The sequence below is a fragment of the Acetobacter musti genome, from assembly GCF_011516835.1.
Taxonomy (GTDB): Bacteria; Pseudomonadota; Alphaproteobacteria; order Acetobacterales; family Acetobacteraceae; genus Acetobacter; species Acetobacter musti.
The window spans coordinates 1-17392 of the sequence record NZ_WOTB01000014.1 but is presented as its reverse complement, the minus strand read 5'-3'; the positions used below and the strand labels follow the sequence as shown (position 1 = coordinate 17392).

Below are 17392 nucleotides of genomic sequence, written 5' to 3'. Positions count from 1 at the left end.
CGCCGGAAACATCCGCCACGAAACACCTCCGCCTCAGCGGAACCGGACATGATCCCGCGTAATCCCGCCGCAATCCGTCACCCCCAGCATCGCCATATCCCTGTCGACCTCCGCCTTCAGAAGCGCGATCGCATGCGCCACACCGGCTTTCCCCGCAACGACAGCCGCATAGTTGAACGGACGACCGACAAAGACAAAATCCGCGCCCAGAGCAAATGCTTTCAGAATATGACTGCCCCGGCGAAAGCCGCTGTCAATCATGACCGGCAGCGTCACAGCAGCCCTGATCTCAGGCAGAATCCGCAGCGGAGCGATGGCCCCGTCAAGCTGACGGCCGCCATGGCAGGAAACGATAATCCCGTCGACCCCGGTATTCTGCGCCACCAGCGCATCCGCAGGATGCAGAATCCCTTTGATGATGAGAGGATTTTTCCAGCGCCGGCGAATATGCCGGATATGATCCCAGTTGAAATGATCCCGCGCCGTAAAATCCCGCATGACATTCGATGACAGGATCGGCGCGCCCCGCTCGGCGAACGAGTTCTCAAAATGCGGCATCCCGTATTTCGCCAGCGTCCGGGCAAAGGTATCGACAAGCCAGCGCGGATGGGTCAGCCCGTCCAGCGCCAGCCTCAGCCCCGGACGCAGCGGCGTCGAAAAGCCGGTGCGGATATTGTTCTCACGATTGCCTGCCACAGGAATATCAACAGTAACCACCAGCCTGTCGAACCCCGCCGCCGTAACCCGGTCCAGCAGAGCATCGATACGCCCGGTATCGCCCGGCAGATAGGCCTGAAACCACGTCCCCGGCGCAGCAGAGATAACGTCCTCCATCCGGATCAGCGCCGTGCCGCTGAGAATCATCGGGATCTCAGCGTCGCGGGCCGCCTGCGCCTGAACGATGTCGCCACGAAACGCACTGAGGGCGGACAGCCCCATCGGCGCAATCCCGAAAGGAGCAGCATAGCTCCGGCCAAAAAGCGTGGTGCGCTGCGACCGTTTCGACACGTCCATCAGCACGCGCGGAACAAGATCGAGATCCGCGAAAGCAGCCGCGCAGGCATTGAGAGATTCATTGTCCTCAGCCGCCCCGGCGACATAACCGAAGATCGGGCGCGGAAGGATTCGCCGCGCGGCTTTTTCAAAATCCTTCAGAGCAAGAAAGGATTCAGGCCGGCGGGACGCTCTCATGAGGATGCTCCGTGAAAATCACAGGCAGGATGACGCGCCGGTCAGAACGGCGAAAGTGACATTGCCGCGATGGCCCGGACACGCCGCGCTCCCGGCGACAGCCTCAGGAAACACCCCACAACAAGCCTTTGATAAAAAACAACAAAAAATTTCCGGGTGCCGCCTTTTTTTCAAAAAGGCGGCATCTTCTGAAGCTTTTTGGAAAAAGCTTCACCAAAAACTTCTGTATCATCAAACGGAGGTCTCACCGGCAGTCTCTCAGAGCCGCACCCCCGAAGTCACTCTCAGGCATGATCCAGCGGCGAAGGCCCGGCATCGATCGTCACAACATAAAGCCAGACCGGATAAATCACGGACTGCGTGCCGCCCTGAAACCCGTGCGTCCGGTTCTGCTGCGTGACCGGAATCCACAGCCGGCGATCATGATCGATCCACATCGCATCGGACCAGATCAGCCTCGGATCGGTCAGGAAAACAGAAACATGCCGGTCCGGCGTAATCCGGAGAATCCGCCGGCGATTGACATCGGACATGTAAAGCACGCCATTCGCATCGATCGCGGTCCCGCCCGTGGTCCCGGTGTCGAGCCACGGCACCAGCCCGCGCGACAACGCCTCCGCCCCCGCCGACTCATCGTCGAGCAGCGCCGTCGCAATCCGGGCCAGCGGACCGGAACAGGGCTGAACATAAAGCCACCGCCCGTCCGGCGTGACCTCAAGCTGGTCCGCCTGAACCTTCAGCGGCCGGCCCGCATCGTTGCGCAACAGACGACCATCGGCACGCATGGGCTTACGGTCGCTCAGAAGCGGATGACCATCGAGCACACGCCGCACACGGCCCGAAGCGATGTTCACCACCAGAAGCCCCGCGCTCCCCGCATCGGTGGCGTAGAGCGTCGGACCGTTGAACCGGATATCGTCCACATAGCTCCCGGCCCGCAGCCCGGCAGCCAGATCATAGGTGCGGATCAGCGCGCCGCTGTCCGGATCGAACACGAACAGACGTGCGGCCCCCGGAACCGCAGGCTGGCCAATTCCCGGCGCACCTGCATCGATCACCCACAGATTGCCGTCTGGCCCGATCCGGATGGCATTGACCAGGAAAAAACCATCCGCGGGCGTCCAGGACGGACCCCGCAAAGCGTTCCACCGCTCATCCGGGAACGGACGCAGCACACTGCCCGGCAGAAGACGGGCAAGCTGGATGCCGGGACGATCACAGGACGGAAAACTGACGAAAACCTTCCCGTCCGGCGTCGTGGTCACACAGTTCCACACACGGGCGGCACTCGCGACCGGCACAAGCTTCGGGTCCGGAACGTCCGGCGACCCGGGAGGAAGCGGAACCTGCGGATCAGTGACAAACGCCCGGGGCCGCGTCCCGGCCCGCGCGGAGACCGCCTCCAGGGAGGCCAGGCTCGCCATCGTGGTAAGAAGCTGACGTCGGTACATACAGAGGCTCCCGATCCCGGACAGAACGCTGAAGAAACAGCTTCATGCCAGAAAAGTTCTTAAACACCACCCACCGCCTGCCATGCACCCCCGGCAAACCCCCGCCGTGAACACTCACCCCCGGCCCGCAATCCCCGGACCAGTTCCCGCAACAGCAACCGTCCATCACCCGGCGCCCGTCATCCGGAGCCGGCCCACTCCCGTCACACCCACTCCATCACCAGCGCTCTTCAACGGCGCTCTTCAACGACGCTCTTCAACGACGCCCGTCACCCCGCTCCCCGCCGTGCGGCCTCCGCCAGCATCTCCGGAATCAGACCCGTTTCCGGCAGGTTCTTCCAGAACTTCCGGGGCATCCCCGACCGCATCGCATTCATTTTGACCCGCGCCGGATTGAAGACCGAGCGGTAATAGGTGTGCCAGAGATGCCCGGTCTCATCCTCCAGCGTCTCACGGGCGCAGGGCTCTCGCGTGACGACGGCCTCCGCACCATCCCAGGCGACAGATCCTTTCGGTGTCAGGATCAGCCAGTTCATGTCGGCAAACCGCCCGGCAAAAAACGGCGCGACGATTTCAAGAATATGATGCTCAGGCTCGAACCAGGACACGAAATGACGCGCCTGACTGCCCGAAACACTGCCCGCAACCTGTTTCTCGCTGAACCTGACATAGGATTTCATATGGTGCACATCATGCCGGACCTGACGCGCCATATGATTCGCCGCCGCAATGTCCGGGTCCGCCGCATCCCGGATCAGACCTGGCGCGCGGCCGGCCCGCCACAGCACCCGGTAGGCCAGGGCAAACCGGTCCGGCGAACTGTGACAGAGAATACGCTGCAGCAGCTTCACACAGCCACGCCGGACCGTCCTCTGACAGCCCTCCGCCACAGCCGGAAGCACACTCTCCTCCGCAAACAGATCGTCCTGCGCCGACCGGACCCGCCATTCGACGAACGACGCCGGAATATCGTTCCGCAGAAGCTTCCTCGCATGATCACGCCATGTCTGAAACGACGCATCCGCCGGCAGGGTCACGACATGCAGCCGCGTCATAACAGCGAAAGCTGAGCCGGCGCCGGCGCAAACAGCGCCCGCAGATCCTTGCGGTCCGCCAGCCGGGTCGGACGCCAGTCCGGCGTCGTGATAAACGGCCGCACCTTACGGATGCTGATCTTCAGACGCTCAAGATCCTCCAGACGAACGGTGCGATGCTTCCGCGCCGCCAGCAGCGCGGCCACACTGCGCGGCCCGATCCCCGGAATACGCAGCAGCGTTTCACGATCCGCCCGGTTGATATCCACCGGAAACAGCGCCCGGTGATCCAGCGCCCAGGACAGCTTCGGGTCCATGTCGAGATCCAGCATCCCGCCAGGCCGGCTCTCCGTGATCTCCTGAAACCCAAAGCCATAAAAACGGAAAAGCCAGTCAGCCTGATACAGCCGGTGCTCCCGCAGCAGCGGCGGCCGGATGACCGGAAGCCGCGCGGACGCATCCGGAATCGGACTGAAAGCGGAATAATAAACGCGACGCAGCCGGTAACCGGTATAAAGCGTGGCGCTGCTGGACAGAATGTCACGATCCGTCGCCTCGTCGGCCCCGACGATCATCTGCGTGCTCTGCCCGCCCGGCGCGAAACGCGGCGGCCTGCGCCCGGACGGCGCCTTCTCGGCCGCAGCCTCCATCCTGCCGCGAATATGCCCCATGGCGCCGCGAATACCGGCGGCATTCTTCTCCGGCGCATACAGACTCAGACCCTTCTCCGTCGGCAGCTCGACATTGATCGAAAGCCGGTCGGCATACAGTCCCGCCTCCGCCAGCAGATCCGGCGACGCGTCAGGAATGGTCTTCAGATGAATATATCCCCGGAACCCATGCTCCAGCCGCAGCACCCGCGCGACCCGCACCAGCTCCTCCATCGTATAATCGGAAGACCGGATAATCCCGGACGACAGAAACAGCCCCTCGATATAGTTGCGCCGGTAAAACTCCAGCGTCAGCCAGACAATATCCTCCACCGAAAACCGCGCCCGCTCCACACCCGACGAAATCCGGTTGATGCAGTACGCACAGTCATAAATGCAGAAATTCGTCATCAGGATCTTGAGCAGCGAAATACAGCGCCCGTCCGGCGTATGCGCATGACAGATGCCGCTGCTCTCAGTGGAGCCCAGCCCCTTCCCGCCTTTCGAAGTCCGCTTCTCCGTGCCGCTGGACGCACAGGAGGCATCGTATTTCGCCGCGTCAGACAGGATCGCCAGTCGTTCGGAGAAAGTGCGCTTCATAACTGTTCATGTTATGTTCTCATCCTCGACCGGTCAATTGATTTCGTCGCAAACGCCCGCCCCCGGCCACTGATCGGCCCAGAACGTTGTCACGGGGACTCTGCCCCGCCACCCCCCGGCAGGAAGCACAGCCTCCTGCGCCTCATTTTATCAAACAAACCGGGATCAAAGGGACCGCGTCCCCTTGCGGGTCTCAGGGCAGAGCCCTGAGCCGAAAAAGCATCGTATATTTTACAGACAGAAGCTACGCAGGGCGCCGCCCTGCACCCGGAAGGGGTCACAGACCCTTTCATCCCTTTTTATTTAAACAACCGGGATCAAAGGGGCCGCGCCCCTTTGCGGGTTTCAGGGCAGAGCCCTGAAGCATCCCCCAAGACAAACCCACCTCACCCCGCCGGCGCCCGGTTGAGCCGCCACGCGGCTTCCAGAGCCTCGACCAGGCCCGAAGCATCCCCGGCCCACTGCCCCGCCTCGCCCGGCGCATGCGCCGTGGCACGCCACTTCCCGGACATGGGCTCGCGTTCAACCGACACAGCCCAGTCAGGCGGAATACGCGACAGAACACGGCCGAGACGCTGTTCCGCCGTGGCCGGCTTAGCATAATTATGTCCCACGATGTCCCTCCCCCCTGCACGGTCGCACCGGAAGAAAAACTGTTACGCCTTTCAGCGGAAAGCGTCAGCCTTCCCGACAGAAAAGGAGATCCGCGAAAGACACAGACCCGCTCAGACCGGACAATCAGACATGGAAACAACCTGTTCCCGGACCCCCGCCTGCCGTCGCTCCACCTCCCGGACCAGCAGATCCCGCGTCCCGGCAACAGCCCCCGACCAGTCCCCCGGACGCTCCTGCCGGATAATCCGCATCGTCGGATACCACGGCGTGTCGGAGCGGCCCTCCAGCCAGCGCCAGCACCCGTCGAACCGCGACAGCGTCCAGACCGGCATCCCGAGCCCCCCGGCCAGATGCGCGATCGAGGTATCAACCGTAATCAGCAGATCCACCCCCGTCAGCCGGGCCGCCGTATCCGCGAAATCAGAAATCCCCTTCGTCACGTCGATAAGCGGCAACCCGCTTCCGGCCCGCTGCCCGGCCGCCTCATCCAGCTGGAAACTGACAAAACGGACGCCCGATACCGAAAAAAGCGGCGCCAGTTCCTCAAGCCTGATCGACCGGCGACGGTCGAGCGCATAAGACCGGGCCTTGTCCTTCCGGGGCGCCCCCGACCAGACAAGACCGGCCACCAGATCGCCCGGCCCCGCTCCGCCCCGCTCAGCCAGTCCCCTGACCAGACGCGCCTGCCGCTCCGCCTCATCCGGCGGAACGGACAGATAGGGATCAGCCGGAACCGTCTCCGGCCCGATGCCGAACCGCAGCGGCAGACTTCCGAGCGGACAGTGGAAATCGAAACGCGCATCCGGCGGAAGAGTCCCGAAAACCTCCGACACCCCCTCCACCCGCCGGAACAGCCGCACAAGCGGAGACGGCACATGCAGCGTCACACGCCCACCCATCGCGCCGACAGCAGAAGCGAAGCGCACGAACTGGAGGGAATCGCCCAGCCCCTGCTCCGCATGAAGCAGAATATGCCGCCCCCGCAGATCCTCTCCCTGCCAGAGCGGCGCACGGATATCGGTCCGGGGCGTCTGACAGGACCGCCAGCGCCATTCATACTCGCGCCATCCCTCCTCCCACCGCCCCGCCTTGAGCAGCGCCGTCGACCGGGTGAACATCGTTTTCGGAAAGGCCGGCCGGACCGCAAGCGCATGATCCGCGGCCGCCACAGCCTCCTCCGACCGGTTCAGAAGCAGGAGAAGATGGCTGCGATTATGCAGCGCCTCAGCGCTGGACGGCGCCAGGGCAATCGCCTCGCCAACCGCCCGGAGAGACTCTTCAAGCCGCCCGGTCAGTTCAAGCGCCACGCCATAATCGAGATGATAGCGCGCATCGTCAGGCTTCGCGGCAACGGCCCGGGCAAGCAGACCGAGCGCGGTCTCCGCCTCTCCCTCATCGAGCAGAAGCCTGCCGAGCCGATGGCTCACACAGGGCACATCCGGCGCAAGCTCAAGACTCTGCCGGTAAAAACGAACGGCCCGGGCAGCCTCCCCGATCCCCTCGAACGCAACCCCCGCCGTGTAAAACGCAGACCCCGTCGCGGGCATGACACGGCCCGTCCGCTCCAGCTCCTCCGTCGCCGCCTCCGTCTGCCCGAGCCTCTTCAGACAATGCGCATAAAGCAGACGAAACACGAAATGACCGGACTGCCTGCAGCAGCGCCGCAGCGGAGCCAGGGCACATGCCGGCCGGCCAAGCCGGAATTCCGCCCGGGCCAGCAGAGCCAGGGCCGCGGGCTCCGACGGATGCCGGGCCAGAAAACGAAGCGTCTCACAGCGGATCGCCATGAAATCATGCCGCTGCTCCAGAACACGGCAACGCGCAAGCATCGCATCCAGCGCGGCTTCATCCGTGTCAGCAACCGGAATCGTCACCGAATTCGTCGCAGGAATCGTCGCTGAAATCGTCGCAGAAGTCGTCGCTGAAATCGTCATGGGCGGGGCAGGCTCCTCATCACCCGCCTTACCCGTCAGATCTTAAAAACGGCTTTCCACCCCGCGCCGCCGCCGCGGATTACGCCAGCCCTCACGGCTGCCGCGTCAGATTCGCATTCCCCGGATCGGTCGAAACCGAAATCCCGCTCACACCCTTCGGCGTCCGAAGCCCGTCATACTGCAAAGGCTCGAACGGACGGATCTGCTTATACGCCGGCAGATCCTTCACCGACCACCCGCCGCCCAGCGCCCGGATCAGCGTCACCTTCGCCTGAAGCTCGCGCGTCTTCACCTGCATCAGCGCAACCCGCGCCACCAGCGCCGCCTGCTGCGCCACAACCACATCCAGATAGTTCGTCAGACCGCCTGTATACAGCTCCATCGTCATCGTCTGCGTGTGCAGCGCGGCCTTCACCGCACTGTCCTGCTGCACCGTCTCGGTCCGCAGACGACTGACATTCGTCAGACCGTCCTCAACCTCCTGAAACGCCGAGAGAACCGTGGACCGGTACTCATCCTCGGACCGGCGATACTGCGACCACGTCCGCTGCAGCTCCGCCCGGCGAATACCACCCTGGAACAGCGGCAGCACCGCCTGAGCGCCGAAATTGTACATGGAGTTCGACAGCGACGCGAGATCGAAGCCGTTATCCATAAACCCGGTCATCGCATTGAACGTCACATGCGGATAAAACGCCGCCCGCGACACGCCGATCGCCCGGTTCGCCTGCGCCATCTCCCGCTCGGACGCCGCAATATCCGGCCGCCGCTCCAGCAGAGTCGAAGGCAGACCCGCCGACGGCCGCACATCCGGATAATTCAGATCGTCCACCCGCAGCGGCGCAATATGGAAAGACGCCGGCGCCACATTCACCAGCACCGCGATCGCATGCTCCATCACGTCGCGTCGCGCCCGGATGTCCGTCTCCGCCGCCTGCGTCGCATAAAGCTGCGCCTCGGCGCGCGACACGTCGATGCCCGCCGAAATCGCCCCCTGCAACCGCATCTTCGTGATCTGAACCGCCAGCTGATAATAGCGGATCGAATCCTTGTAGACCGCGTCCTGCGCATCCAGCCCACGCAGCGCCATGTAGTCCCAGGCCAGCTCAGCCGTCAGACTCAGCCGCGCCACCGCATAATCCGCCGCCGCCTGCTGCGCCGACTGCTTGGCCATCAGCGTCCGGTTGCGGATCGCATCCCAGAAATCCGGCTCCCACGTCGCCGCCCCCGAATACTGCTCGGACGACATATACATCGGACCCGTCGAACCCGCGCCACGCCACAGACGATGCGCCGAACCCTTCCATTTCTCGCCGCCCGCCGAGCCCGTCACCTGCGGATACAGATGCGCCGCCACCTGCGCCGCCACATCGCGCGACTGCATGAACGCCTCAGCCGAGGCCTGCAGATCCGCATTCGCTTTCAGCGCCTTCTCCTCCAGCGCATCGAGCTGCGGGTCGGCAAACGCCTTCCACCAGTCGCTGCGCGGCGCGCCATCATCCGGCCGCCCGTAACGAATGACGCCCTGCCCCTCCCAGTTCGCCGGATAAACCAGCTTCACCGGCTTATAGGCCGGCGCCATGTCGCATCCCGCCAGCCCGGTCGCCATCAGCAACGCGGCGGCAAAACCCCCGAAACGCCGCCGCAAGGACCGTGCCCCGAACACAGAACCACCGGACACAGAACCGCTGGTCACAGAACCTTCAGGCGCAGAACAGTCAGACGCAGTACAGCCAGCCCTCATTGACGCGCGCCCGCCTCAGGCGAAGGAGAGTCGTCCTTCGGCATCGCCCGGACATCGTCATGGCTCTCCTTATCGGCCGCCTTCTCCGGCGCCGGACCCGACGGAATGTTATACCCCCGCGTCCCCGGCACGACACGCACCTCATCCCCGTCGAGCAGGCCCGCGGACGGGCTGCTGATCAGCCGGTCCGTCGGCTTCACCCCCGCTAGGATCTGAACGTTCTTGCCCAGGATCGTGCCAATCCGGACCGTGACGAGATGCACCCGGTTGCTGCCATCCACCATCGCCACCTGCAGCCCGTCCGCCCGGAAGATCAGCGCACTCACCGGCAGGATCAGAATATCCGGATCGCCCGGCGCCTCGAAATGCACCGTGGCATAGGAATCCGGCCACAGCTCACCGCGCGGATTGTCCACCATCAGCTCCGTGTTCACCGTGCGGGTGTTCTGGTTGAACGCCGCCGCCGTCGCCAGAAACCGCGCCTGGAACTCACGCCCCTGGAACTGCGGCACCCGCAGCGTCGCCGTCAGCTTCGGCGTGATGATGTCGGCATAATCCTGCGGCACCGGCACGAACACACGCATCGCATGAACATCCGCCACGCTGAACAGCTCCGTCGCGCTTCCCCGCGAACTGACATCGCCACCGCCCGCATTCACATAGTCGCCCACATCCGCCAGACGCGCCGTCACAACCCCGTCGAACGGCGCCACGATCTTTTTGAAGCCCTCCAGCGCCGCAAACCGCTCCATGTCATGCCGCGCCGCCTCCACCTGCGCCTGCTGCGCCTCGGCATTCGCCGCCTGCACGTCCACTTCCTGCTGGGAAACCGCCTGCGTGCCCTGCAGCGCCTTCCAGCGCCGCGCCGTGATCTGCGCCAGCTTGTACCGCGCCAGAGCCACATCCAGATTGGCCTTCGCCGCGGCGAACTGCGCGTCCAGACCCGGCGTGTCGATCTCCGCCAGCAGATCGCCGGCATGAACCTGCGCGCCGATGTCCTTGTACCACATCTTCACATAGCCCGAGACCTGCGCGTAAATCGGCGCCAGATACCAGGCCGAAATATTCGCCGGCAGATCCAGCGTCCGGTGCGTCGGCCCCGGAGACGGGCTGATCAGCTGCACCTTCGGATAGGACGCCTCCGCGGTGTCGGAAGCCAGCTGCACAAAATGCCTGTGCCGCTGAAAAATCCCCCAGGCCGCCAGAACCAGCGCGACAATCAGAACAATGATGAGCGCAAGCCTGCCGCGCGATTGCCTGCCACTCATGCCGCTTCTCCCTCACCCGCAGGCGTCGTCTTCTGTTTCTGTTTCCGTCCGTGCAGCATGGCGAAGACGCAGGGCACGAACAGCAGTGTCGCAACCGTCGCCACCAGCAGACCACCGATCACGGCACGCCCGAGCGGCGCGTTCTGCGAGTTGCTCATCGACATCGGCAACATGCCGACAATCATCGCGGACGCCGTCATCAGCACCGGACGGATACGCTCGAACCCGGCATCCAGCGCCGCCTTAAACACATCCCCGTGCCGCGCCAGCTCGTCGCGGGCAAAAGACACCACCAGAATGGAGTTCGCCGTCGCCGTGCCCATGCACATGATCGCGCCCGTCAGCGCCGGAACCGACAGCGCCGTGTGCGTCAGGAACAGCGACCACGCAATGCCTCCCAGCGCACCCGGCAGCGCCGTAATGATGATGAACGGATCAAGCCAGGACTGAAAATTCACCACGATGATCAGGTAGACCAGCATGATCGACATCGCGAGACCGCCGATCAGCTGCGCATAGGCCGAGTTCATCGTCACGCCCTGCCCGATCACCGTCATCGACGACCCGGCCGGCAGCTTCTCCTGCTCCGCCGCCACGATCCGCTTCACCTCGCGCGCCACCGTGCCGAGATCGATCCCCTCATTCATCGCGTAGATGTTGAAGACTGGCATGATGTTGTAATGCGCCACCTCGCCCGGCGTGCCCGTCTCGACAATCTTGCTCAGACCGCCCAGAAGCTGGACCGTGTTGCCGTTCGGATTGCCGTCGCCCTTGTCGACCGGCGTGATCTCCAGATCGTTCATCGTCTGCAGATATTCCGCCGGTGTCTGAATATCGATCAGATGCGAAACCCCGGTCGCCGGATCGAGCCAGTACACCTGCCCGACCTGCGAACTGCCCGACAGCGACACCAGCATGTTGTTGGCCACGTTCGCCTCGGTAATGCCCGTGCCCAGCGCAAAAGTCCGGCGCGCGTTCACCAGCAGCGTCGGCGTTGTCATCGGCTCCTGAACATTCACATCCGCAATGCCCGGCACCCGCCGCAGCCTCTCGACCATCCGGTTCGCAAAGGCGAAGTTGTCATGCAGATTGCGCCCGACGATCTGCACGTCGATCGGCGCCGGCGCCCCGAAATTCAGAATCTTCGCCGTCAGATCCGCCGGCTGGAACGTAATCTGCGTGCCCGGAAATTTCTTCTGCAAACCCGCCCGCAGCGTCGCGCGATACTCCGCCACCGGCGAATTGTCATCCTTCAGCGTCACGGTCAGATCGCAGTCCTGCGCCCCCACCGTCGGCGTCGGAATGAAGGCCTGATTCAGCGGACTGAACGGCAGACCGCAGTTATCGACAATGGACTCCACCTGGCCCGGCAGCAGACGACTGATCTCGTCATTCACCAGCTGCGAGATCTTGCCCGCCTCCTCGATCCGCGTCCCGAGCGGCGCCCGCATATGCAGCGCCAGCGCATTCGAGTTGATCTCCGGAAAGAAGTCCTGACCGACAAAGAACAGCAGCCCCAGCGAACCGACCGCCGCCGCCAGGAACCCCGCGATGAACGTGCCGCGCAGCCCGATCAGAGCCGCCAGCAATTCCTTATATCCGTTGCGGAACTGCTCGAACCGATGCTCGAACCCGCGCTGGAACCGTCCGAAAATATTCTTCGGCTCCTTGTCCGCGCCCGAACGCTCCGCCTCGACCTGCGCCGCCAGCATGTATTTCGCCATCGTCGGCACCAGCGTCCGCGACAGAATGAAGGAGGCCAGCATCGCGAAGATGATCGCCTCGGCCATCGGCATGAACAGCCACCCGGCCACACCCGTCAGCTGGAACAGCGGCATCCAGACGATACAGATACACAGCGTCGAGACGAAAGTCGCCACCACGATCTGGTTGGCCGCGTCGATGATCGCGTCCTCCAGATCCTTGCCGCCATGCAGATGCGCGTCGATGTTCTCGATCATGACCGTCGCGTCATCGACCAGAATACCCACCGCCAGCGCCAGCCCGCCCAGCGTCATCACATTGATCGTCTGCCCGGCCCAGCCCAGACCGATGATCGCGCAGAGCATCGCCAGCGGAATCGACGTCGCGATGATCACCGTCGACCGCCAGGACCCCAGGAACAGCAGCACCACAAGCCCGGTCAGCACCGCCGCCGTGGCCATCTCCTGCACAACGTCCCGCACCGATTCCTTCACGAAGGTCGAGGCGTCATTGACGATCTTGATGTCCACGCCCGGCGGCAGCGTCTTGATAATGCCCGGCAGAAGCTGCTTCACCCCGTCCACGACCGCCAGCGTCGAGGCGTCGCCGCTCTTCATGATGACGATCAGAACGCCCTGCTGCCCCTTCACCAGCACCAGGTTGGTCTGCGGCGGCCCGCCCGGATGCACCCAGGCCACATCGCGCATATACACAACCGAATTGCCGACCTGCTTGATCGGGATCGCATTGAACGTATCGATGTCGCGCGGCGCCGCGTTGGACTGCACCATCCAGTCCATCGTGCCGATCTTCTGATCGCCCGCCGGCAGCACGATGTTCTGCCGGTTCAGCGCCGCCGACACATCCACCGGCGACAGCCCGTGCGCCAGCAGCTTGGTCGGATTGAGATCGACCATGATGTTGCCCGGCTGACCGCCATACGGGTTCGGAATCGCCGCCCCCGCCACAGACACCAGCGCCGGCCGGATCAGGTTCGACGACATGTCGTAAATCTGCGACGCCGTCATGCTGTTCGACGACACCTGCAGCGTCAGAACCGGAACCGAAGACGCGTTATAGGTCAGCACCAGAGGCGGCGTGGACCCCGTCGGCATCTGCTTGATGACCGTCTGGGACACCGCGGTGATCTGCGTCTGCGCCGCCGAGGCATCCGTCCCCGGCTGGAAGAAAATCTTGACGATGCCGCGCCCGTAATAGGACTGACTTTCGATGTGCTCAATGTTGTTGACCGTCGCCGTCAGTGCGCGCTCGTAATAATAAACGACACGCCCCGACATGTCCTCCGGCATCAGACCCGTATAGGTCCACGCCACCGCGACAACCGGAATTTTAATGCTGGGAAACACGTCCGTCGGCGTGAACAGAATCGACCGGACACCAAAAACCAGGATCAGGATCGAAAGAACGACGAAGGTGTAAGGCCGTTTGAGAGCTATAACGACAATTTCGTTCATACGCTCTCACCCGGACACACGCAGGACAGACACGGTACAGCAGACATGATGACCTTCTGACAGCGAATGTCCGTGGTCGCCAATAAAATACCTTTTAAGAGACTGTCCCGGAACTGTCATTTTCCACAAAACCGGCAACCGGTTCAGACCCGTTTCTCCCCGTCACGCATCGCCGTCCGGACTATCGACCGGACTGCCGGACAGGATCTCTGGCAAAATCTCCGGCAGGATTCCGGGCAGAATTCCGGGTAGCATTCCGGGCAAAACCCCGGACCTGATTTCCGGCAGGAACACCCGCCAGGAAGCGCACGTCAGCCAATCCGCCGCACCCTCCGGCCCCTGATCCCGTCAGGAGAACCGGGCGGCTCCCGTCAGGAACGAACCGGCTCCCGCCCCTGCCCCGCCACCGGAAACACCGCCACAAGCCTCGCCCCTCCCGAAGGATCGCCAGGCCGCGCATCCTCGATCAGAACCCGCGCATTGTGCAGCCGCAGAATGGACGCGACGAGGCTCAGCCCCAGACCGCTGCCCCGGATATGACGGCTCTTATCCGAGCGCCAGAACCGGGTCAGCACCACCTCCCGCTCCTGAGGCGCAATCCCGATTCCCGTATCCGTCACGGCAATGGCCGGATGATCCTGCCAGAACCCGACATCGACCTTCACGCTTCCGCCGGACGGCGTGAACTTGATGGCGTTGTCCACCAGATTGGCCAGCATCTCGATCAGCAGATCCCTGTCCCCCTGAACGGTCACCGACCGCCCCGGCACAGATACTCCCGGCGCGGAGACCCCGGACACGGGCGCCTCCGCCCTTTCCCGCGCCACACCCGGAGCCGGAACGGGATCAGACCCGTAAAGACTGACATCCTCGCTTTCCGCTATGGGCTCGTAAAGATCGATGATGTCGCGCGCCAGATCCTCCAGATCGACCGTCGCAAATCCGTCCCGGCGCCGGCCATTGTCGATCTCCGCCATCCGCAGCAGAGCGGTAATGACCGAGAAACACTGGTCGAGATTTTCAATCGCACTCCCGATCGCCGTCCGCAGAGCATCCGGAGACCCGGCGTTCGGCCCGCTCAGAACCCGCTCAAGACCGGCCCGGACCCGCGCGAGCGGCGTCCGGAGATCGTGCGCGATATCGTTCCCGACATCGCGCATGTCATGCATCAGCTGCTCAAGCCGGTCGAGCATGCGGTTGACGCTGCCCGCAAGCCGCTGAAGATCGTCCCGCTCCGGTCCGGCCGGAAGCCTCTCGTGAATGTCGCCCTGCATGATCCGGTCCACCGCCTCATGCATCTCCTTCACCCGCGCCAGCGCCCGGTGGCTGAGCCAGACCCCGGTGACCAGGGCCAGAAAAAGAATCGGAACTATGGTGGTCAGCGACGCCCGGCGCAGCATCAGCTTCTGCTCGCCAAGCGGGTGAATACTGCGCCCCAGCGCGAGGAAACGACCGTCAGGAAGACGACCGGCCAGAAACCACACCTTATAGGGCGCGCCCTCTTCCGGAATCATCATGGACGCATGCAGCTCGCCATCCGCGACCAGACCTTCCGGCCATTCCTTCAGATCCCCCGTCACCGGCTCCCGGTTCGGCGTAAAAATTCCGGCCTCATTGATCACAATCCGCAGATCGTCCGTCGACCGCTCGCGAATGACATAATCCAGATGATCCGGCGGCAGAGAGACGAGAAAATCCATCTCCCGATGCAAAAGCTGCCCCGAACGCCGGAATTCCAGCGTCGTCATCTGACTGTAAATGAGCGAGAACTGCAGAAACGTGGCCAGCAGAATCGCCATGGCGAAACCGACAGCAAGATGAAAACGCGTCGTGCGAAACAGCTCGAACCGCTCACCACGCAGAAATGACAGCATCCGGACCGCGATCAGTCCGTCTCATCCGGACCGGACGCACCGCCCGGAATACTGAGCGTGAAGCCGGCCCCGCGAATACTGTGAATCAGCGCCGGCTCACCCGCGACATCCACCTTCCGCCGCAGCTTGCCAATATGCACATCCACCAGATTGGTCTGCGGAATGAACCGGTAATTCCAGACCTCCTCCAGCATCATCGCCCGCGTCAGAACCTGCCCCGGCCGCCGCATGAGAAACTCCAGCAGCCGGAACTCGCGCGGCAGCAGATCGATCTCCCGCCCGTCCCGCTCCACCCGCCGGTCAATAAGGTCCATCATCAGCGGCCCCACACGCAGCACCGTCTGCCGCGTATCGTCCGGACGCCGCAGCAGCGCCTCAATCCGCGCAACCAGTTCCTCCATCGCGAACGGCTTGGTCAGATAATCGTCCCCGCCCGCCTTCAGACCACTCACCCGGTCATCAACAGCAGACAGCGCCGACAGCACCAGCACCGGCGTCCGGATACTCCGCGCCCGCATCGTCTCGATCAGCGTCAGCCCGTCCAGCCCCGGCAGCATCCTGTCCACAACCAGAACGTCATGCACACCCGACAAAGCCTGCTCCAGACCATAATCTCCCGTCTCCGCCGTCGTAACGACAAAATGACGGCTCTCCAGCTCCTCGGAGATCTCGCGGGCAATGCCACTGTCGTCCTCGACCAGCAGCACATTCGCGCCATTCATGGTGACAGATGCGCTCATTCCACGAGGGATGCCAGGTGCGGCACCGGATTGCCACTAAAATCGGTTTCATACCGCCCTTCCCCGCTTTCCTGCCGGGATGCGCCGCATATTCCGGACACGACATATCCAGGACATATCGCAGAAGAAAACGCTGTTTATGAACCGGCCGAGATTCACCTGAACTGAACCCCGGAGACCCGCGTCTGCGACTTTTTTCGCAAAGAAATTACGGTACGGATCTTATTCGTACGCTTCCTGACAATCAGAAACAGATCGGAACATATCTTTCAGGCGCCGCTCTGTCGCCATTCCCGCATATTCAGCCTATAAGCCATTATTCCCTTACGCGAAGGGTCATATGACGACCTTTCATCGGGATACTGCCGTTCAGACATCCGCACCCGACGCCGGCAAACAAGAGCGTCCACGGCATATCACACCCAAAAACTGAACCAGGCCCTTTCGCGGTCCGGCGCGCTTTCGAAAAAAACGGGCAGTCCCCGCTTTGATCGCAATCAGCTGTTTTATCAAAGGATTTTTCCCTGATGACCGACAGCTGCAAGGTCCTGATGATCTTTCCGCTTTTCAACGCAGGTTCGTTCTGGAACTACAAAGAAACCTGCGATCTGACCGGCGCACGCTACCCGGCAGCGCCCCTCGGCCTGATCACCGTCGCCGCCCTGCTCCCGAAGCACTGGGAGGTCAGGCTGGTCAACCGCAACACCGAACGCCTGACGGAAGACGATGTCGCATGGGCCGACATGGTGATGACCGGCGGAATGCTGCCCCAGCGAAACGACGCCCTGCAGATCATCGACATGTGTCGCGCAGCCGGAAAGCCGGTGGTGACCGGCGGCCCTGACGTCACCTCCAGCCCGGACATTTACAGCGCCGCGAATTTTCAGGTCCTCGGAGAAGCCGAGGAGATCATGGGCGACTTCATCGCCGCATGGCGAAACGGCGACAGGCAGGGCGTTTTCCAGGCCCCCATGGGCAAAACGGATGTCACCCTGAGCCCCCTCCCGCGCTTTGATCTGCTGAAACTGAACCAGTATCTGCATGTCGGAATCCAGTTCTCGCGCGGATGCCCGTTCAGCTGCGAATTCTGCGACATCATCGAACTGTACGGC

11 protein-coding genes and 1 pseudogene are annotated in these 17392 nt (G+C 63.0%); 1 reads left to right on the top strand and 11 read right to left on the bottom strand.

From position 1 onward, the window contains the following. Window positions 1-33: 33 nt before the first annotated feature. The 11 genes from GOB93_RS11435 to GOB93_RS11385 all read right to left on the bottom strand — a co-directional run bounded on the left by GOB93_RS11435 (window position 34) and on the right by GOB93_RS11385 (window position 16280). Complete coding sequence (locus tag GOB93_RS11435; protein ID WP_173583638.1) at window positions 34-1191, bottom strand: alpha-hydroxy acid oxidase; 1158 nt, start codon at window positions 1189-1191, stop codon at window positions 34-36. 284 nt (window positions 1192-1475) lie between these two features. After that, window positions 1476-2642, bottom strand: coding sequence for an L-dopachrome tautomerase-related protein (locus GOB93_RS11430; RefSeq protein ID WP_198912693.1), 1167 nt, complete (start codon window positions 2640-2642; stop codon window positions 1476-1478). 269 nt (window positions 2643-2911) lie between these two features. Then, window positions 2912-3697 carry a TIGR03915 family putative DNA repair protein gene (locus tag GOB93_RS11425; protein WP_173583637.1) on the bottom strand — a complete coding sequence of 262 codons (786 nt, stop codon included), beginning with the start codon at window positions 3695-3697 and terminating at the stop codon, window positions 2912-2914. Continuing rightward, on the bottom strand, window positions 3694-4926 hold the full coding sequence (locus GOB93_RS11420; protein WP_173583636.1) for a putative DNA modification/repair radical SAM protein: 1233 nt from the start codon (window positions 4924-4926) through the stop codon (window positions 3694-3696). Before GOB93_RS11420 ends, GOB93_RS11425 begins: the two co-directional genes overlap by 4 nt. A 386-nt stretch (window positions 4927-5312) precedes the next feature. Continuing rightward, window positions 5313-5540: a hypothetical protein gene (locus GOB93_RS11415; RefSeq protein WP_173583635.1), complete on the bottom strand. Its 228-nt coding sequence runs from the start codon at window positions 5538-5540 to the stop codon at window positions 5313-5315. A 111-nt stretch (window positions 5541-5651) separates the two neighbouring features. Then, complete coding sequence (locus tag GOB93_RS11410; RefSeq protein WP_173583634.1) at window positions 5652-7475, bottom strand: tetratricopeptide repeat protein; 1824 nt, start codon at window positions 7473-7475, stop codon at window positions 5652-5654. A 91-nt stretch (window positions 7476-7566) separates the two neighbouring features. After that, the gene (locus GOB93_RS11405; protein WP_173583699.1) at window positions 7567-9084 is read right to left on the bottom strand and encodes an efflux transporter outer membrane subunit; all 1518 of its coding nucleotides are present in this window, start codon (window positions 9082-9084) and stop codon (window positions 7567-7569) included. Window positions 9085-9215: 131 nt separating this feature from the next. Continuing rightward, window positions 9216-10487, bottom strand: a complete 1272-nt coding sequence (locus GOB93_RS11400) for an efflux RND transporter periplasmic adaptor subunit (protein ID WP_173583633.1) — start codon at window positions 10485-10487, stop codon at window positions 9216-9218. Next, window positions 10484-13666, bottom strand: coding sequence for an efflux RND transporter permease subunit (locus GOB93_RS11395; RefSeq protein WP_173583632.1), 3183 nt, complete (start codon window positions 13664-13666; stop codon window positions 10484-10486). The genes GOB93_RS11400 and GOB93_RS11395 overlap by 4 nt, the downstream gene beginning before the upstream one ends. A gap of 371 nt (window positions 13667-14037) precedes the next feature. Further along, complete coding sequence (locus tag GOB93_RS11390; RefSeq protein ID WP_242010724.1) at window positions 14038-15540, bottom strand: sensor histidine kinase; 1503 nt, start codon at window positions 15538-15540, stop codon at window positions 14038-14040. Between the two features lie 11 nt (window positions 15541-15551). Beyond that, a complete protein-coding gene (locus tag GOB93_RS11385; protein ID WP_173583631.1) occupies window positions 15552-16280 on the bottom strand; it encodes a response regulator transcription factor in 729 nt (242 codons plus the stop codon). 527 nt (window positions 16281-16807) lie between these two features. On the opposite strand from GOB93_RS11385, the pseudogene GOB93_RS11380 reads away from it, so the two are divergent. Beyond that, window positions 16808-17392: pseudogene (locus GOB93_RS11380) on the top strand (cobalamin-dependent protein); the annotation flags it as partial.